The organism is Pseudoalteromonas spongiae UST010723-006 (genome assembly GCF_000238255.3).
GTDB lineage: Bacteria > Pseudomonadota > Gammaproteobacteria > Enterobacterales > Alteromonadaceae > Pseudoalteromonas > Pseudoalteromonas spongiae.
This window is the reverse complement of the sequence record NZ_CP011040.1, coordinates 1411496-1429224: the sequence shown is the minus strand read 5'-3', so window position 1 is coordinate 1429224 and position 17729 is coordinate 1411496. Positions and strand designations below refer to the sequence as shown.

The window sequence follows — 17729 nt, the reverse complement described above, 5'->3', positions numbered from 1 at the left end:
TTAAACGAACAGTTGCTGAAATATTTAAATCTAACTAAGAATTGTTTTCAATTGCGTTGTTGCGTGCTAGCATGCGCACCTTTTAAATTCTGTCGAGCATATTGTGGAACGGTATTATTCAGAGGTGTTGGGCTATATTGCGCGTTCTGTTGGCTGTAAAGATAAAGCGCAAAACATAGTGCAAGAAGCGTATACCCGTCTATTAAGTCATAATCAAAACTATCCTCAACAAGATAAAACACATGCGCGAGCGTTATTTTTTAGAGCCGCGAAAAACATTGTGATAGACCAATATCGCAACAGTAAAAGTGTTGCGCAGCCAGATGAGTTTGAGCTTGTCGCCCCTGCTAATTTTGAGCCTGAAACTGTGGTAACAGCGCAGCAACAGCTTGCAGTACTACAGCGCTGCATCGATGCTTTACCGCTCAAAACAAAACAAGCTTTTGTTTTATATAAATTTAAAAACTTAACGCAGCCACAAATTGCAGAGCAGATGGAAATTTCTGTAAGCATGGTGGAAAAACACCTAGCAACTGCCATGTTAGCGTGTCGTGATGCACTAAAAAAATAATAAGAGAAACTGCAGAATGAACCGTCAAACACTCGCAATACAAGCACAAGCTAACAAATACATTGAACTCGAAAAATTGGGTTTTAATGCAGACCAACGCACTGAATTTAAAGATTGGCTTAATGCATGTGAAGCGCATCAAACCGCTTATCAAGAAAGCAAACACGTTGATGCGCTGCTAGCGCAATTTAACGAAAGTGAGCTTACGACTGAAAGCACAATACCAACACCGTTAAAGCCACAAAGCGAACATACACGTACTACTGAAAGAACCGTTTGGCTCAAAAACTACCGTGCCATTGCCGCGTGTTGTGCGCTTTTAATGATAAGCGTACTGAGTTATCACTTTGTGCCAAATATGTTTTCGCAGCAACCCTTTGTTGCCGAATATCAATCAACACGCGGTGATTTGCTTGAATACACCTTGCCTGATAATTCACATATCACCTTAGATGCAAAAACACAGTTGTCGCTGGCGTTTAATGACAAGCAGCGACTTTCACAGCTTACCTCTGGGCGGGTGCTATTCGATGTTGAAAGTGATAAAGCACGGCCCTTTGTTGTTAATGCTGGCACTACTAAAATAACCGTACTGGGTACGCGTTTCTCGGTCGATAAAAAAGCAAATCAGGTTCGTGTTGCGGTGGCACATGGCAAAGTGGCAGTGCAAATGAATGAGCATAATGTGGTGCTTAATCAGGGCGAAGTTGCACTCATTAATGGTAACAGCATAAAGCGTGATGCCATGGCACATGCCAATGTTGGGGCGTGGCAACAAGGACGCTTGGTGTTTAATAATGAGCCTTTGCTAAATGCCTTTCACACATTTAAGCGTTATCACAATCGCGACGTTATTTTTACTGATGCACACGCTGAACAATTACGTTTATCGGGCGTTTTTTCAGCATCTGAGCTAGACGGCTTTGTTAATTTGTTGCCACATGCGTTACCAGTCGAGGCTAAAATTATTAATAATCAGATAGTTATTAGCTCTAAAAAATAAATGCAAAAAAACAGTAATTTTATTGAGGGATTCTCATTCTCATTCGTTTTAATAACTAAGAAAATTAAATACGGATGACACAATGAGTACTTACTCGCCAATCAAAACTAAATTGACGCCGCTTGCATTTGCACTTGGGCTTAGCCTTTCGTTGCCAACCATGGCAAGTAGCAGCGCGTCAGTTTATCAATTTAACCTTGCTGAGCAGCCACTGGTTTACACCCTTACCACTTTGGCTGAAAAAGCGAATATGAACTTGATTGCCGACGCTAAGTTGCTTACGGGATTAACAGCGCCAGCGCTTGCTGGCGAACTGAGCTTGCTTAACGCACTTGAAATCACTTTGGCACAAAGCCAGTTAAGCGCACATATTGTGAATAACAATATTGTGATTAAAACAACTGCTGATACTTTACAACCTAATGGCGATCTAAAAAGTCAAAAATCAAAGGCCGAACCAAGTAAAGCCAATATTGAAGTGATCACGGTAACGGGCAATAAGCTGCAAATGCACCGCAGTGAAATTGAGCGCTCAAGTGGTCTGTCTAATTCAGATATTTTCTCAACATTTTCAGGCATTGAAGCGAATAATATTCGTAACGAAGCGGGCGCGTTAGATATTGGTATTCGCGGAGTTCACGGCGAAGGGCGCGTACCAATTTTTATTGATGGCAGCTTGCAATCAACCCATACCAACCGTGGCTATATGGGCTCAGCTGATCGCAGTTACATCGATTCAGACCTAATCAGCACCATAGATATTGAAAAAGGATCGTCAAGCAAAGCATCACCATATAGCTCAGGTGCCATTGGCGGTACTGTGAATATTCGCACTTTAGGTGTGCATGATATTTTAAAAAGTGGCGAAACATTTGGCGCGTTAGTTAAGTTAAAAACTCACAACAACAATAAAACGCCTAAAGTGCCAGAGAACTTTGGCTTGCAAAGCTATTACGAAGTAACCAATGGCATCGATACGCTCGATTTTAACGGCGGTGGTGTATCACTTGCCGGTGCATTTAAAGGCGATAAATTACAAGCCGTCGTGGCTTATAGCAAAAAGGAAGTTGGCAATTACTTCGCGGGTAAAAACGGCTTTGAAGAATTTGTAGAAGTAAAAGAATACATTCGCTGGGTGCCATCAAAAGAAGACCCGACAAAATATGTTGATGAGCCGTATGATTTCTTTATTCCGCCTCCGGTTAATAGAAATGGTGAAGTGGTAAACACCAGCTTTGAAAGCGACTCTTATTTAGCAAAGTTTACGTATGATTTTACCAAAGAACACTCACTGGAAGTTAATACGCGTTTGCATCAACAAGTGGCAGGCGAAATGCTTGCATCGTATTGGTATAAGCAGCGCGCAGGCGATACTAAATTCTGGAAAGAAGTTGACGAAAATGGTCAAGAGCAGTGGATGTCTGAAGAAATACCAGAGGGTGTTGAAACCATGCCACAATGGCAACCAGGCACAGCCAAGGTAAATAGTGCCAGTGCTTTGTACCATTACTTACCGAGCAATAATCCGTATTTGGATGTCACGGTAAATGTATGGCGCACCAGTGCGAATCTTCAGCAGTACAACGCACTTGGCAGTAATTTAGGTCAAAATGCGGGGCAGTATTTTCACCGTTACAACAACACCCGAATTGGTGCAAGCTTACTTAATGCCTCATACATTACAGTTGCTAACATGCCAATTGTGCTCACTTATGGTTTGTCGTGGCAAGAAGAGAAGTTGGCGCCACATAAAGATTGGTTAGATAACTTCAAAAAAGACTGGCTACCGGAAGACCATAAGTACAAGGCAACATCGCGCCACGGCAAGCAAGTTAAGCGCGCGCTATTTACCAATGCGCAAATCGATTTAGCACCCGTCGAGCTTACTTTAAACATTAACCATCACGATTCAACTAATGATGATTATCAAACGGGCGAAACCCTAACGTTCGATGCTAAAACCGATACAACGCTGCAAGCGCGGGTCAATGTGTTTAATAACACAAGCGTAAAAGCCAAATACAGTAATGCGTACCGTATGCCAAATCTTTATGAGTCAACGGTGTCAAACGAGGTGTTTTCCTACTCGCCAGATTACCCAGTTAAAGCTGAAAACACCCAATCTTATGATATTGGTATCGAAAGTGAGTTTAGCGATGTGCTGTTTAAAGGCGATCAATTAGTGCTTTCAGCCGAGTATTTTTACACTAACATCAAAGACATGTTAGCAACGGGTTTTTTACCGAGTACAAAACCAGATGCGCCGTCGTGGGATCAAACCTTTTCATTCACAAACTACGATTCATTCGAATTACCGGGTACCGAGCTGGGTTTTAACTACCAAAGTGAATGGCTCTACGGCAAGTTTAGCTACACCAAATACGCCAATGTTGAAATGTGCTCAAGCCTAATTGCTAACGCAGAAGGGGTTGATAAATGCAACGATACTGGGTTTTCGGGCAGTTTAACGCCGCTCAGAATTCCTGCCGATAAAAACTATATTGCAAATATCGGCACCAGCTTGTTAGACGATACTCTTGATTTAGGGTTTACCTATAAAAAGCATTCTGAAAAACACCATCCAGGTGGGTTTTTATCGGGGACTGCGGTAAATACATTGGAATATATTCCATCGGGTTACCAGCTTGATTTCTACCTAAGCTACGCAATTAGCGACAGCATAAAAAGCAATCTATCCGTTACCAACTTAACGGATCAATACAAGGTATCAACGGGTTCAATTGTGGCTATGCCAGAACCTGGGCAAACCATCACCATTAGCTTAGAAGCAAAGTTATAAACACCTTTTATGCCCAATAGCGCATTGCTGCGCTATTGGATACTTATTTTTACTTTTTCGGAGCAGTTATGACCACCGTCACTTCGTCATTTTCGCGTGCACAAAATTTAAAAGCCGCCACCGCAGATGTGCATGATAATGTTGATAAAAGCATTATGGCACACGACCCTTTTGCCAATAATCAAAGCTATTTAGCGTTTTTATCTTTGCAGTATTACTTCTTAAAAGATGTAAGCGCATTGTACGAGCATAGGGAGCTTAGCGAGCTTATTAACGATTTAATCTCTCGCCGTCGTTTAGGCATGCTAGAGCAAGACTTTGCTGATTTAGCAGCTGAGTTGCCACGCATCTTTTTAGCACCTGAAATCAGTGATTCAACTGACTTTGCCACAGCATTAGGCTGGTTATATGTAGTCGAAGGCTCAAAAGTGGGTGCTGCCATGCTGGGTAAACAAGCACAGGCAAAATTACCTGTAAGCCCTGACAATGGTGCGCGTTATTTAGCGGGCCCAGGTGCAGGGCGTGGCAGTGCATGGCGCGAGCTGGTAAATGTTATTGATACGATTGAGCTCAATGACGAGCAAGAAAATGCGCTAATTAATGGCGCACACCAAGCTTTTAGCCGCTTTCAAACTTTTCAGGCGCACGTTTACTCATGATTTTAAAAGCCGCTTTAGTGACGTATAAAAATAGCCTGTTATTTGTATTGGGATACGTGTTTGTCGCCCTTGGCGTGATTGGCATGGCACTGCCTGTTATGCCAACAACGGTATTTTTTATTCTCGCTTTGGCGTGCTTTACTAGAGCCTCTCCTAAGCTTGCACAAAAGCTGCTGCACCATCCACGTTTTGGTCATACGCTGCAATTATGGCAGCAATATCGTGTTATCCCGTTCAAAGCGAAAATTATGGCATTGCTTGGTATGGCAGTTAGCTTTTGTGTTTTGTTGGTACTTTCGCCCGCAACTTGGGTCGCCTGTGTGGTGGGCAGCATCAAGTTGTTGGTGGGCTCGTATATTTTAGCTAAACCATCAAAAGTATTGCTTTAACTAAGCAGTACTTTTGCACTTTTTATAAACGCAAAATTAAAAGTAAACTCTTTTAATGTCAGCACATTAACTTAAGTATTTTACAAAGTTCATTTCTTAAGTTTGATTTAAGGTTTGTCTCATAAAGTTACTCTATCGCAAGATGGAGAGCAGCTTTGTCTTCAACAGCGCATTGACGTTCTTTGTTTTAATGCACTGTAATAGCCTGATCGTTTACCACTAGCGACTGGCCGTTTTTTTGTGCGCGATTAAAGCTCGAAATCAACACGCTATTTGATAACGAGTTAATATCTTCGACTTCTTCCACCATGCAAAACATAATTGATTCCCAGCCTTTTTGCTTAATAAAGTTTTTGTGCTGTTTGATATTTTCTTGATAGTTTTTATCGGTAGTTAACAGGCCGATAGAGTGTTTATTACCTAGTTTGTACTTCTCATTACTCGTTGTTGCGCATTTTGCGTAACCACTTAATACATACACTATATTTGCTTGTTTGTTCATGGTGCTAACTTTTTAAATTGGTTCGATACAGTTTGGGTTTTATGTTTGTATGCATTTTTCAAACCAAGCTAAATAACATTTTTAAATTAGCTCTGTATGCCTTTAATTATGTGGGCTTTGCGCAGCAATGTTTTTTACAGTATGGTTTTGAGTCTAATATTTTTTAACAGCAGTCAATTTTTTGTGCCTGTACAAAACTGATAATTTTAAAGTGAGTGAATAATTTTTTCGAATTCTCTTAGGTATAGGTGTCATGACATTCTCCAAATTTTAGTTGGGAAAGTGTCAGCCTAATTTAAGATGGCACAAGATAAATAAAAAGGCCACATTATGTGGCCTTTAAAGTACTGGATTTTGGAACGCTTAAGCGTCTGTTTTATGTCCTTTCACACCGTAGAATACGATAAATACGTAACATACGGCAGGAATAATAAATGAGAGGGTAAGGCCAATCGTATCAGCGGCCATACCTTGGAAAACAGGAATAATGGCACCGCCCACGATAGCCAAACATAAAATGCCTGAACCTTGTGAGGTGTGCTCTTTCAAGTTGTTAATCGCAAGACTAAAAATAGTTGGGAACATAATTGAGTTACATAAACCGACAGCAAGCATTGTCCACATCGCGATAGGGCCAGAACTTAATATTGATACCACAATCAATACGATAGCAAGAGCCGCATTAAAGGCTAATACTTTTCCGCCAGATATTTTTTGCATAACGGCAGCACCAATAAAGCGACCGACCATGGCACCGCCCCAATAATAAGCGATGTATTTGGCAGCGGTGGCTTCAGTCATTTGTGTTGCACTGGCACTTGAAATGTAATTGATTAAGGTACTGCCAATGGCCACTTCTGCACCCACATAAACAAAAATACCGATAGCACCGAGCACTAAATGCTTGTGTTGCCACGCAGAGCCTTGAGTAACTTGAGGGGTTTCTTGATTCGCGATTTTAGGTAACTTTAATACTAAAAAGATAAGCGCGAGTACCAACAATGACGCAGCTAAAATTAAATAAGGTAACTGTACAGCGGTACCATCATGACTTTGATTAGCGCTATCAGCAGAGAAGAAAAGTGCCGCCCCAAATAATGGCGCTACTGTTGTACCTAATGAATTAAATGCCTGTGTTAAGGTTAAACGAGAAGGCGCTGTTTTAGGGTCACCTAACGCACTGACATAGGGATTTGCAGAGACCTGTAAAATCGTAATACCACTGGCTAATACAAATAAGGCCATTAAGAAAAGCGCATAGATGCCTGAGGTTGCCACAGGGTAAAACAACAAACAGCCCACACAGGCAATGGCTAAGCCAGTCACAATGCCTTTTTGATAACCGATTTTCCCGACTAACTTACCGGCAGGTAGCGAGATAATAAAATAGGCACTAAAAAAGCAAAACTGAATAAGCATTGCTTGAGTGTAATTAAGGGTAAATGCCTCTTTTAGATAGGGAATTAAAATGTCATTAAGACAAGTAATAAAGCCCCACATAAAGAAGAGGCTAGTTAAAGCAACGAGTGCAAACTGAGTGTTTGAGGTGTTGCCAACATCAACCTGAGCGGTTTGACTAATTGGGTTAGGTGAGCTCAATGTTATTTCCTTTAATATGTTGTCAGTTTTTTGTAATTTTTAATATTAAAACGCTAAAGTATACAATATAAAACAAGCTGAAAAGCATTACATACGATTGCATTGCGTATTTAAATCTTAAAATGCGCAGTTAGTTTGATAGTGAAAGCGAGCTAGCCGCCGTTTGACTTATCTTTGATAGGCCAGAGTAGCAACGTTTACTCTGTGACCAGTTGGCTGTATAGCCATGTTATTTTGGAGGTTTTTACATTCATCGCGAGATATGAACAATAAGGTTGTTACATTTAGAGCAAGTTATAAGGTTTTTGGTAATTTCACTTTGTTTTTTATTAAAATACAAAGCAATTTGTTTACGTTAGAAGCAGTCGACGATTGGGCAATCGGATAACTCATAATAGCGTGTTAACCTTTGTGGTTTAAATTGTGTTCTAATCCAAAGCTTTTTGATCGCGACGTTGCTTTGGATTGAACCTGTTAGGCTGCGCTTGTTTGGCACTTATTCTGTGTTGCCCTATATGGATGTAGGATAAGGTAACTTTGTAGGAGCACAAAGTCTTTATCGCTCATTGATGTAAAATAACGACACAACAATCGCTCTGCTTCGTCTAAATGCCAAACAAACTGCTGAAGAGACAGACAGTAAATGTCAGAACGCTCTTGCTTTTACTTTTCAAAAACAATGTATAGACTTTTAAAAAAGCTGTATTTCCATTTCTTTCGCAAATAGCTCTAGGGCATGTAAGCCGGCCACCGAGTTACCATATTGGTTTAATTCAGGCGACCAAACAACCACAGTGTAACGCTCAGGCACAACGGCTAAAATCGCACCACCGACGCCTGATTTACCCGGCATACCAATACGATAAGCGAAATCTCCCGCAGCATCATACAAACCACTGGTAAACATTAAAGAGTTCATTTGTGAGTTTTGCTTACGTGAAATAAAGGTTTCTTTTGTGGTTTGTGAAACCCCTTTATTGGCTAAAAAGCTGAAGGTTTTAGCCAGTTCTACTACGTTCATTTCGATGGCGCAGTATTTACAATAATTACTGAGCACAGCGTCTACATCGTTATCAAAGTTATTAAATGACTTCATTAAGTTTGCCATTGCCGCATTGCGAAAACGATGCTTAAACTCTGATTTTGAAACCGATTTATTAAAGTTAATTTTGCTATTGCCCGAAAGCTGACGCACCGTTTCTAAATAATGATGCAGTGGGGCACTTACTCGTGATTGTAGCGCGTCACATACAGCAAGCGCACCTGCGTTGATAAATGGATTGCGCGGTACGCCGTTTTCCATCTCAAGCTGAATTAGCGAGTTAAATGCGGTGCCAGATGGCTCTTTACCAACACGTTGCCACAGTGACTCGCCATAACGTTGTAGCGCGAGCGAAAGGGTTAATACTTTTGAAATAGACTGAATGCTAAAGCGTGTTTTGGCATCACCAGTAGTGTAGATTTCACCATCGACAGTGAGCACCGCCATAGCAAATTGCTGAGGCTTAATTTTGGCAAGTTCAGGAATGTAATTTGCAACTTGGCCTTGACCAAACAAGCTTCGACATTCTGAATTTATAGTGTTAAGCAGCGACGTAATCTGATCCATTGTAAAACCTCTAACTCTGGCATTAAGCTCATCACTATAAATGAGTTTAGCGAGTTGTCACCAACGAAAAGAACTTATTTGAACCAATTAATATAGCTAATGAGCAAAGATGCGTGTTATTTAGCGGCAATTCTTAGTGCCAGTGCGCGAGCATGGTCTTTTTTGGCATAGTAACGAACAGCATGACGAATAAGCCATTTGAGCTCAGTGTTAGCTGAACCTACCCAAGAATCAAGCAGATCGAAAACTAGCTCCGGATGATCTTTGGCAATATCTCCTAAACTATTGGCTACGCTGCGCCTAACGTACAAGCTGGAGTCGTCTTTTAAATGGCACAAGAAGGGTAAAATGGGTGTTGGATCGCTAATAATCGCAGGTAATCGTTTTCCCCAAGGTAGCTTTGGTCGAGTACCTTCTGAAACTAAACGGCGAATATGTCGGTTGCTATCAAATTGCCATTCATTCAGGGTTTCAAGGGTACGCGCTTGTTGCGTTATTAAAAAAGGCCGAATGCAAAACTCAGCGCTAAAACGTTGAGTAAGCTGATATTGCGCTTGCATTGATACATCGAACGGGTCGCTTCCATCATTGTATTTTGCATCTAAGCCGTAGTTTGCGATGTAAAAGCTAAAAGGTAAGTAATAAAAGCCCGCCAGTCCGAATTCTTCTGAGCTTTCGTCAGCATCAATTAAGGTACGTAATAAAATATCAATCGCAGTTTGGTAATGTGCGGGAAGGTATTGATGCAACGTAGCTGCGATAAATTGGCCTTTTGCCATTAATGCCAAATCACTCGGTGCTAAACGACAGGCTTCAACAAACTGCGTGCTATTAAATTCGGCATAGACAAGTTCGATATTACGCGCCAGAAAGCAAATGGCGTTATCATTTAATAGATCGGCTAACGAGCTTCCTTTTGCGATAGCGCGTGGCGCATTGGGAATGCTCGCTTTAGTAAATGATGGCAGTTGCACAGACATTTAAGGCTATTCGCTATCGTTTTCTTTTTGGTCGTTTTTTAGTGCTAATTTAAACGCTAAAATAACCAATGCAAACATTAAAAACGGCAGTGCTGCAAGACTGTATTCTGCCCACGCTTTATCGTAAAAAATGGGTTTCATAATAAAGTGTCCGGCAATTACCAAAACGATGGCAACCAGTAGTATTGGAATTGTGATTAATTCGCTTTTAATTTGTCCCTTGCTTCGCATAAGAACACTTTGTAAGTTATGAATAATCCGTAGTTTATCTGCTTTTTTGTTAAAACAATATAATGTAAATCAAGTTTGTAGTGTTCACTTTATAAGTGAATACATTTTTTTGATTGACGCAGGTGAAATTCCACCCATCATGTCATCGTTAGTTAGCGCAAAAAGAAAGTCGTCGATTTCATTGGTATCGATTGCTGTTTGATTGATTAGTACGGTAGCCCACAGTGTTAAATCATCGTCATCAATTTGCGCTGAGATATATAAATTAAGTGCATGTTTTAGATGTTGTTTATAAACTTTTAGCGGCAAAATTTTTTGCTGTGTTTGTTGAGCAAGTACACGATATGCATTATTAATATCGCTGCCGTAAGTAATGAGTTGATTTAATGCTTGCTCGTAGGTCATTTCACTTTCTTAAATGGATAAAGGAATCGTTAAATTGCAACAGACAGCCATAATTAGAAAAGCCGAACATCAAGATGTTACAGCGGTGCTTAATGTACGAAAACAAGCAATTTTGGCTGGCTGTAAAGATGCGTATGATAGCACACAACTTGATTTGTGGACCGGCGTTAGCGCCGATAAAGTGATCACCGACATGATTGTAAATTCATTTTATGTGTCAGAAATGGGCAACGAAATTGTTGGCACTGGTAAAGTAGACCTTACGACAGGACAAATCGATGGCATATTTGTTTTGCCGTCGCATTTTGGTTTGGGATTAGCGCGCGCTATGTTGACTTTTTTAGAGCAAAAAGCAAAAGCACACGGTTTAACAAAGCTATTTCTTGACGCCACACTAAATGCGGTAAATGCTTATAGTGCCTATGGTTTTATTGCTGATACGCCACGCAACTATGAATCGCCAACCGGTGCAGTGCTACGTTGTGTGCCAATGCAAAAGGAAATTAAATGACACTTGTATACACCCATGAAAATTTGACCTTAGTGGTTAATGTAAGTACTGCATTGCAAAATGCCGGTATTAAAACGCAAATTAAAAATCAGTATGCAGCGGGTGGGCGTGGCGAAATTCCTTGTTTTGAGACATGGCCCGAGGTTTGGGTAGCGTCACAGTTTCAAGTGAAGCAAGCGAAAGAGATAGTGGCGCAGATTACGTTAGAGAGTACACAGCCTGATTGGCAATGTACTCACTGTACCGAGCTAAACGGGGCAGCATTTGATTTTTGTTGGCACTGTGATAGCCCTAAACCACACTAAGTTTATTGCCATCTATGATCGCCTAGCGATACCGCTTACGTGATTGTTACACCACGCTAAACACATTTCACATACAGCGACACAAATAGCGCATTCCGCACTGCATAAGTGTGAACGCTTCAAAAATACCTCTTTGTAACATTTTAAATTATTGAATTTTAATAATAAATTTAATTGTAATTAGCTCATTACAATTAAAGGTAAAATAGTTGTTACTTTTTATGTAAATTAGGTTAATAATATAAGTACTATATCTTTCGTAGTTTTAAAAAAGCAGTTTGAGGCATTATGTCTGCATTTATTATTATTTGTATGTTGCTTAGTATTATCAGTACCTTATATTTTGCGATTGGCTCTAAAAGTAGTCAGCAAAAATATATTGAGCATGTTGAATTTCCAAGCGCAATTAAGCAAACATTGCGTGCAAAGTACAGTTCGCTTTCTGATGAGCAATGTGAACTAGTATTAGCCAATTTACGCGAGTATTTTTTGATTTGTCATATGGCAAAAGGGCAGCCAGTTGCAATGCCATCAAAAGCGGTTGATGTTGCGTGGCATGCGTTCATATTACACACGCGAGAGTATAAAACATTCTGTAAAAAAGCATTCGGTCGATTTTTACATCACACACCTATATCGGCATCGACAAATAGCCAAGACGTTGATGCAAGCTTACAGCGTGCGTGGCAGTATTCTTGTCAACGCCACTTTATTGATTATTCAACTCCTGAAAAACTGCCATTTTTGTTTGCGCTTGATGAGATGCTCGCTATTGAAAATGGTTATTGCTACTCGTTAGATGAGTCGCCGCAAGCTGGGAAAATCAATGTATTTTCACTAACTAATCGTGCTACATCTTCGCAGCAACCGAATGTGCAAACCCCACACATTATAAGTTGTGGCGGATATGCAAGTAGTTAGAAACCGCCTACTAAAACTCAGTTTGACGTATTGAAACTGAGTTTTGGGCCTTTACACTATAATTTAAAATCTACTTATCGCCTCTGACTTGAGTATGTACAGATTCGGTTTTCGAACGATTGATGCTCAACCACCGCGCTCAATATTTGCTGCTCGCTTTTGTTAAACGTCATTCGCCAGTGATACAATATCGCCACTTTCATTTCTCTTAACGCAATAAAGTAGTTGTTTATATTATGATAGATACGGTTAGTCCGGCCCTGTTGGTGGTGTTTATTCTTGCATTTTTCAGTTGGTATATTGCGTTTGTATTGTTTACCACTCGCGTAAAATACAACAAAAGTCAAAAACCTAAAGAGCAGTAGCTGTGTACGAATCATTTGTTGATTGGTATTGGTCTATATTCGGTGTTGGCGAAAATAATGTTGCGTTTGGCAGCCAAATTGCGGCCCTGTATTCTTGGTTAATGTTACTTGCTGCGGGCTTAACCTATTTAAAATACCTTAAACAGCAAGTGCCTAAATTCGTGTGTTTCGCATTTGCTATTGTTGCATTGTCATATTCATCAACCGACTTGTTAATGGCCGGTGTAAATGACTTTTACCGATATTTTGATGAAGGCGATAGTTTTCGTGCCATTGCGGTAAGCTATACGCTACTCGATAGTTTAACCGCCATTTTAGTGATGTTAGTGGTGCAGCGCATGTGCAAACAAGCCAACCCTTTTTTGGATGCTGTCGATATTATGGTGATGATATTGCTCTATAACGGCGCAGCTCATTTCTTGGTAAATGGATATTACATGGTAGTTGAACAAGGCAGTGTCGATTGGATTGCGATGCTATATTCGGCAACCATTATTATTACTGACGGTGTGTTGGTTCTGGTGATGTTTTTCCCAGCGCTGGGGTGTTGGCTCAAAAATATTCCACTGCGTACGCAATTAAAAAGTGCAAGTTAGCTTGCACTTTTTAGGGTCTGTTGACCTTTCAAGTTCGTTTTTGCAGCAGTTTGATTGGGTTTTATACAAGGCAGAGGCTGCGTTGCATAGTTATTCTATGTGAGCCAGCCGATAACACAGTAGAAAAGCCAATCAAGCGCTGCCGAATGGTTCTTTTGAGCGCACTTTTCTCATTGTTGCCTACATGGATGTAGGTAAGGGGCGAGAGCAGGACGCGGAAGCTTTGCTCGATATTCGCTTAGATTACTAGGCCACACATCTAGCGCCGCGATAAAAGCACGCTCAAAAAGAACAAAAATAGAACAGCAAAGATCAACAGACCCTAGTTATTACGTTTTAAACAAAATATCTACGCCTTTAGATATTTGCTGTGAAACGCAATATGTTCGTCAATAAAGCTTTGAATAAAAAAGTAACTGTGATCGTATCCTGCTTGCATACGAAGTTCTATTTCACTATCGCTTTGCTTCGCAGCAGCAATTAGGTTTTCAGGCTTTAGTTGCTCTTGCAAAAAGTTATCAGCGTCACCTTGATCAACCAGTATAGGTAATCTTGATTGAGCACTTGCCAATAGTTCAGATGCGTCGTACTCGCGCCAAGACTCTTTATTCGAGCCTAAATATTGTGTAAACGCTTTTTGTCCCCAAGGGCAATTCATTGGGTTTGTAATGGGACTAAATGCAGAGATAGAGCGGTATTGAGATTGGTTTTTAAGGCCAATAGTTAACGCGCCATGTCCGCCCATGCTGTGGCCTGAAATCGATTTTGTTTGAGTCACCGGAAAGTGCTGTTCCACTAACGCGGGTAGCTCTTTTACAATATAGTCATACATTTTGTAATGACTTGCCCACGGCGTTTGTGTCGCATTGAGATAAAACCCTGCGCCTTTACCTAAATCGTAGCCTTCATCGTCGGCAACATCGTCACCTCGGGGGCTGGTGTCGGGAGCAACAATTGCAATGCCAAGTTCAGCAGCCTTTTTAAATGCGCCCGCTTTTTGCATAAAGTTTTCATCTGTACAGGTTAAACCAGATAACCAATAAAGAACGGGAACGGGGCTTTCTGCTGATGCATTTGGCGGTAAAAATAGGGCAAATCGCATGTCGCAATTTAAGCTGATAGATTTGTGGCTGTATTGTTTATGCCAACCGCCACACACTTTGGCTTTACTTATCACTTCTAATGACATGTTGTTTCCTTTTAAAAGCGCCTAACATTTGTCAGGCGCTTTAACTAAAATTGCGGTGAGTTTAAGCTACTTATCCATATGCACTACAGAGCGAATGCTTTCGCCTTTGTGCATTAGCTCAAACGCCTCGTTAATGTCATTAAGTGACATGGTATGCGTAATAAACTCTTGTAGACCAAAGTCACCAGCAAGGTATTGTTCAACAATGCCAGGTAATTCTGAACGACCTTTCACGCCACCAAATGCAGAGCCACGCCATACGCGACCTGTAACAAGTTGGAATGGACGCGTAGAAATTTCTTGTCCTGCACCGGCAACACCAATAATCACCGATTCACCCCAACCTTTGTGACAGCATTCAAGTGCTTGGCGCATTACGTTTACATTGCCGATACACTCAAAAGAGTAGTCAACACCACCGTCAGTCATCTCAACAATGACTTCTTGAATTGGCTTATCAAAGTTTTGTGGGTTGATCACATCGGTAGCACCAAGTTGTTTTGCTAAATCAAATTTTGATTCATTGATATCAATACCAATAATGCGACTTGCCCCCGCCATGCGAGCACCAATAATTGCCGATAAACCAATACCGCCTAGGCCAAAAATCGCCACGGTATCACCTTTTTCAACTTTTGCAGTATTAAGCACTGCACCCATACCGGTCGTTACACCGCAGCCTAGTAAACACACTTCTTCTAGTGGCGCTTCTTTGTTTACTTTTGCTAGAGAAATCTCTGGCAGTACTGTGAACTCAGAGAAAGTTGAGCAACCCATGTAGTGGTAAATTGGCTCGCCATTAAGTGAAAAACGAGTCGTGCCGTCTGGCATTAAGCCTTTACCTTGTGTTTCACGTACCGCTTGGCAGAGGTTTGTTTTGCCCGATTTACAGAACTTACATTCGCCACATTCAGCAGTGTAAAGGGGGATTACATGATCGCCTACTGAAACGCTTGTTACGCCTTCGCCAACCATTTCAACAATACCGCCACCTTCATGGCCTAAAATTGATGGGAAGATCCCTTCAGGATCATCACCTGAAAGTGTAAATGCATCGGTGTGGCAAACACCTGTTGCAATGATGCGAATAAGTACTTCACCTTTTTTTGGCAATTGCACATCCACTTCTTCCATTTTTAATGGTTCGCCTGCTGCCCAAGCTACCGCAGCTTTTGATTTTATTGATGTTTGGCCTGGTTTAAGATCTAACGCCATAATATGTTTCCCATATGTGATTAAAACTGCCTGACTAGTGTGAGCTATAAAGGCTAGTTCATTTGCTACTTTGTTGGTAACTAGTTTATTTATTTCTTATTAAAAGATAATCACCCTAAATTGAAAATTATTATTTCATATATGTAATAATGTGTTCAGAATAGCGAAGAGATTAAAAAAGAATGGATTGGACTGGGGTAAGTGAATTTGTTGCGGTGGCAGAAACACAAAGTTTCACCGCGGCAGCAGATAAACTAGGTAGCTCTGTGGTTAATGTGAGCCGTAAAGTCAAAGCACTAGAGCAACGCTTAGGCGTTAAACTATTGCAACGCACAACGCGCAAGGTGTCACTCACCGAAATGGGCCAGCAATATTATTATGACTGTAAACCGCTGGTGGAAGGCTTAGCGCTGGCAGAGCTTAATGTGAGTAATATTCAGCACGGTATTAGTGGGCAAATTCGCGTTACCGCTCCGGTTACCTTTGGTGAGCGCTATATTGCGCCGCTGGTGAATGAATTTTTAGCGTTGCATGGGCAAATTGAAGTCGACTTAGTGTTAACCAACCAAAAACTCGATTTAATCGATAGCAGTATTGATGTTGCTATTCGTTTAGGTCACTTAAACGATTCAAACCTTATTGCAAAAAAGCTCGCAACACGACAAATGTTTGTTTGTGCAAGCCCTGATTATATTGCAACCCATGGTGAGCCACATACTTTATCTGAGCTTGCTATGCATCAATGCTTGGTTGGCAGCAATCAATATTGGCGGTTTTTACAACAAGGAAAGGGGCGTAATATTCGCGTAAACGGGCGATTAAAGTGTAACTCAGGCGTGAGTTTATTAGATGCTGCAATAAGTGGTTTAGGGCTTGCGCAACTGCCTGATTATTACGTTGGCGACGCATTAGCGCGGGGTGATTTGGTTGAAGTATTACCGAGTTATCGCGATAAAGAAGAAGGGATTTGGGCGCTTTATGGTCATAATCGGGCGCTGCCTTCTAAGCTCGATTTATTTATTCGCTTTTTACAGCAGCATATAAAAAAGCCCGCTTAACGCGGGCCAAGATTAGGAAGTCTTTTTATATTTAACTTGAATTAAATCATTCTACTAGGCGTGTTTTACAACCACAGTACCGGCAAGTAAGTCATGCCATGTTCGGTTCTTCTCATCAATGGCTGCCCAAATAAAGCCTAAACCAAGCGGTAACGCTGAAACGTAGTAACCAACGTAACGAATAATGCTTTGCACTACGGTTGGTTTCGCGCCCGTTTCGGCATCAACTACTTTGCTGTCTACTGCCATTTTGCCTGGGGTTGCTGCTTTATATACCCAAAACATTACGGTAAGTATAAAAGGCAGTACTTCGTGATTCATAAACTCTTTAAAGTCGAAGAAATTTAGTGGCGTCCATGGCAAATAATCATCGAAGAAGGTAAAAGCGAATGCGGCAATTACCAGAGAAAAAAGTAATCCATCTAAAATAAGTGCGGCAAAGCGTCTAAAAAAACCGGCGTATTCAATACGGGGTTGAACTGTTTGATAATCTGAATATGTCATGGCGACCTCTGTATGCTTCCTGTTGATGGGTTCATACTAGTCGGTCAGTTATTTTGTATTGCTGAAAAATGAATAACGGCGAATTTAAATTGCGAACGGCAAAATGCGTGTTTTGATCAATCGTTGATAACCTAAACTGTACGTTCACTTGATTATTAATAGATTATTTTTGTACCTAAAAAGTGTTTAAAAGATGATTTCGCTATATCCAAAGTAACAATAAATTTACATTTTTATTGGGTAGAGTTTTTGCTCTTTGTTTCAAACCCTTAAATAGGTACAAATAAACCCTATCTCACCTTGTAAAGCCAGTTTTA

19 protein-coding genes are annotated in these 17729 nt (G+C 40.8%); 10 read left to right on the top strand and 9 right to left on the bottom strand.

Features of this window, described 5'->3' with window-relative positions; genetic code table 11:
• The first annotated feature begins 103 nt into the window (after nt 1-103).
• The 5 genes from PSPO_RS20600 to PSPO_RS20580 all read left to right on the top strand — a co-directional run bounded on the left by PSPO_RS20600 (nt 104) and on the right by PSPO_RS20580 (nt 5422).
• Nucleotides 104-571, top strand: a complete 468-nt coding sequence (locus tag PSPO_RS20600; RefSeq protein WP_040641285.1) for an RNA polymerase sigma factor — start codon at nt 104-106, stop codon at nt 569-571.
• A 16-nt stretch (nt 572-587) separates the two neighbouring features.
• Entirely contained in the window at nt 588-1574 is a 987-nt protein-coding gene (locus PSPO_RS20595; RefSeq protein WP_010558632.1) for a FecR family protein, read from the top strand.
• Between the two features lie 82 nt (nt 1575-1656).
• Complete coding sequence (locus PSPO_RS20590; protein WP_010558633.1) at nt 1657-4374, top strand: TonB-dependent receptor; 2718 nt, start codon at nt 1657-1659, stop codon at nt 4372-4374.
• Nucleotides 4375-4442: 68 nt separating this feature from the next.
• The gene (locus tag PSPO_RS20585) at nt 4443-5033 is read left to right on the top strand and encodes a biliverdin-producing heme oxygenase (RefSeq protein ID WP_010558634.1); all 591 of its coding nucleotides are present in this window, start codon (nt 4443-4445) and stop codon (nt 5031-5033) included.
• Nucleotides 5030-5422, top strand: coding sequence for a YbaN family protein (locus PSPO_RS20580; RefSeq protein ID WP_010558635.1), 393 nt, complete (start codon nt 5030-5032; stop codon nt 5420-5422). The genes PSPO_RS20585 and PSPO_RS20580 overlap by 4 nt, the downstream gene beginning before the upstream one ends.
• A gap of 187 nt (nt 5423-5609) precedes the next feature.
• Here the strand turns inward: PSPO_RS20580 and PSPO_RS20575 are convergent, their stop codons facing one another.
• The 6 genes from PSPO_RS20575 to PSPO_RS20550 all read right to left on the bottom strand — a co-directional run bounded on the left by PSPO_RS20575 (nt 5610) and on the right by PSPO_RS20550 (nt 10748).
• Entirely contained in the window at nt 5610-5924 is a 315-nt protein-coding gene (locus tag PSPO_RS20575) for a hypothetical protein (protein WP_010558636.1), read from the bottom strand.
• Nucleotides 5925-6287: 363 nt separating this feature from the next.
• A complete protein-coding gene (locus tag PSPO_RS20570; protein ID WP_010558637.1) occupies nt 6288-7523 on the bottom strand; it encodes a sugar MFS transporter in 1236 nt (411 codons plus the stop codon).
• A gap of 691 nt (nt 7524-8214) precedes the next feature.
• On the bottom strand, nt 8215-9132 hold the full coding sequence (gene glsB, locus PSPO_RS20565; RefSeq protein WP_010558638.1) for a glutaminase B: 918 nt from the start codon (nt 9130-9132) through the stop codon (nt 8215-8217).
• 116 nt (nt 9133-9248) lie between these two features.
• The gene (locus PSPO_RS20560; protein WP_010558639.1) at nt 9249-10112 is read right to left on the bottom strand and encodes a DNA alkylation repair protein; all 864 of its coding nucleotides are present in this window, start codon (nt 10110-10112) and stop codon (nt 9249-9251) included.
• A gap of 6 nt (nt 10113-10118) precedes the next feature.
• Nucleotides 10119-10343, bottom strand: a complete 225-nt coding sequence (locus tag PSPO_RS20555; RefSeq protein WP_010558640.1) for a hypothetical protein — start codon at nt 10341-10343, stop codon at nt 10119-10121.
• An 84-nt stretch (nt 10344-10427) separates the two neighbouring features.
• Nucleotides 10428-10748, bottom strand: coding sequence for a hypothetical protein (locus PSPO_RS20550; RefSeq protein WP_010558641.1), 321 nt, complete (start codon nt 10746-10748; stop codon nt 10428-10430).
• Nucleotides 10749-10782: 34 nt separating this feature from the next.
• Between PSPO_RS20550 and PSPO_RS20545 the strand changes: the two genes are divergently transcribed.
• The 4 genes from PSPO_RS20545 (at nt 10783) to PSPO_RS20530 (ending at nt 13446) form a co-directional block, all read left to right on the top strand.
• Complete coding sequence (locus PSPO_RS20545) at nt 10783-11259, top strand: GNAT family N-acetyltransferase (RefSeq protein ID WP_010558642.1); 477 nt, start codon at nt 10783-10785, stop codon at nt 11257-11259.
• Nucleotides 11256-11564, top strand: coding sequence for a putative signal transducing protein (locus PSPO_RS20540; RefSeq protein ID WP_010558643.1), 309 nt, complete (start codon nt 11256-11258; stop codon nt 11562-11564). The genes PSPO_RS20545 and PSPO_RS20540 overlap by 4 nt, the downstream gene beginning before the upstream one ends.
• 288 nt (nt 11565-11852) lie before the next feature.
• Nucleotides 11853-12485 (top strand): glycine-rich domain-containing protein, encoded by a 633-nt coding sequence (locus tag PSPO_RS20535; protein ID WP_010558644.1) that lies wholly within the window; start codon nt 11853-11855, stop codon nt 12483-12485.
• 367 nt (nt 12486-12852) lie between these two features.
• Nucleotides 12853-13446, top strand: a complete 594-nt coding sequence (locus PSPO_RS20530; protein ID WP_010558645.1) for a hypothetical protein — start codon at nt 12853-12855, stop codon at nt 13444-13446.
• 349 nt (nt 13447-13795) lie between these two features.
• Here the strand turns inward: PSPO_RS20530 and fghA are convergent, their stop codons facing one another.
• A complete protein-coding gene (gene fghA, locus PSPO_RS20525) occupies nt 13796-14635 on the bottom strand; it encodes an S-formylglutathione hydrolase (protein ID WP_010558646.1) in 840 nt (279 codons plus the stop codon).
• A gap of 66 nt (nt 14636-14701) precedes the next feature.
• Nucleotides 14702-15850 carry an S-(hydroxymethyl)glutathione dehydrogenase/class III alcohol dehydrogenase gene (locus PSPO_RS20520; RefSeq protein WP_010558647.1) on the bottom strand — a complete coding sequence of 383 codons (1149 nt, stop codon included), beginning with the start codon at nt 15848-15850 and terminating at the stop codon, nt 14702-14704.
• Nucleotides 15851-16032: 182 nt separating this feature from the next.
• On the opposite strand from PSPO_RS20520, the gene PSPO_RS20515 reads away from it, so the two are divergent.
• Nucleotides 16033-16908, top strand: coding sequence for a LysR family transcriptional regulator (locus PSPO_RS20515; RefSeq protein ID WP_010558648.1), 876 nt, complete (start codon nt 16033-16035; stop codon nt 16906-16908).
• Between the two features lie 54 nt (nt 16909-16962).
• On the opposite strand, the gene PSPO_RS20510 is transcribed toward PSPO_RS20515, so the two are convergent.
• Nucleotides 16963-17412: an RDD family protein gene (locus tag PSPO_RS20510; RefSeq protein ID WP_010558649.1), complete on the bottom strand. Its 450-nt coding sequence runs from the start codon at nt 17410-17412 to the stop codon at nt 16963-16965.
• Nucleotides 17413-17729 lie beyond the last annotated feature (317 nt).

Coding starts and splice junctions, on each gene's coding strand:
- PSPO_RS20595 (WP_010558632.1), top strand. CDS start 588: ATGAACCGTCAAACACTCGCAATACAAGCACAAGCTAACAAATACATT.
- PSPO_RS20590 (WP_010558633.1), top strand. CDS start 1,657: ATGAGTACTTACTCGCCAATCAAAACTAAATTGACGCCGCTTGCATTT.
- PSPO_RS20585 (WP_010558634.1), top strand. CDS start 4,443: ATGACCACCGTCACTTCGTCATTTTCGCGTGCACAAAATTTAAAAGCC.
- PSPO_RS20580 (WP_010558635.1), top strand. CDS start 5,030: ATGATTTTAAAAGCCGCTTTAGTGACGTATAAAAATAGCCTGTTATTT.
- PSPO_RS20575 (WP_010558636.1), bottom strand. CDS start 5,924: ATGAACAAACAAGCAAATATAGTGTATGTATTAAGTGGTTACGCAAAA.
- glsB (WP_010558638.1), bottom strand. CDS start 9,132: ATGGATCAGATTACGTCGCTGCTTAACACTATAAATTCAGAATGTCGA.
- PSPO_RS20560 (WP_010558639.1), bottom strand. CDS start 10,112: ATGTCTGTGCAACTGCCATCATTTACTAAAGCGAGCATTCCCAATGCG.
- PSPO_RS20555 (WP_010558640.1), bottom strand. CDS start 10,343: ATGCGAAGCAAGGGACAAATTAAAAGCGAATTAATCACAATTCCAATA.
- PSPO_RS20550 (WP_010558641.1), bottom strand. CDS start 10,748: ATGACCTACGAGCAAGCATTAAATCAACTCATTACTTACGGCAGCGAT.
- PSPO_RS20540 (WP_010558643.1), top strand. CDS start 11,256: ATGACACTTGTATACACCCATGAAAATTTGACCTTAGTGGTTAATGTA.
- PSPO_RS20535 (WP_010558644.1), top strand. CDS start 11,853: ATGTCTGCATTTATTATTATTTGTATGTTGCTTAGTATTATCAGTACC.
- fghA (WP_010558646.1), bottom strand. CDS start 14,635: ATGTCATTAGAAGTGATAAGTAAAGCCAAAGTGTGTGGCGGTTGGCAT.
- PSPO_RS20520 (WP_010558647.1), bottom strand. CDS start 15,850: ATGGCGTTAGATCTTAAACCAGGCCAAACATCAATAAAATCAAAAGCT.
- PSPO_RS20515 (WP_010558648.1), top strand. CDS start 16,033: ATGGATTGGACTGGGGTAAGTGAATTTGTTGCGGTGGCAGAAACACAA.
- PSPO_RS20510 (WP_010558649.1), bottom strand. CDS start 17,412: ATGACATATTCAGATTATCAAACAGTTCAACCCCGTATTGAATACGCC.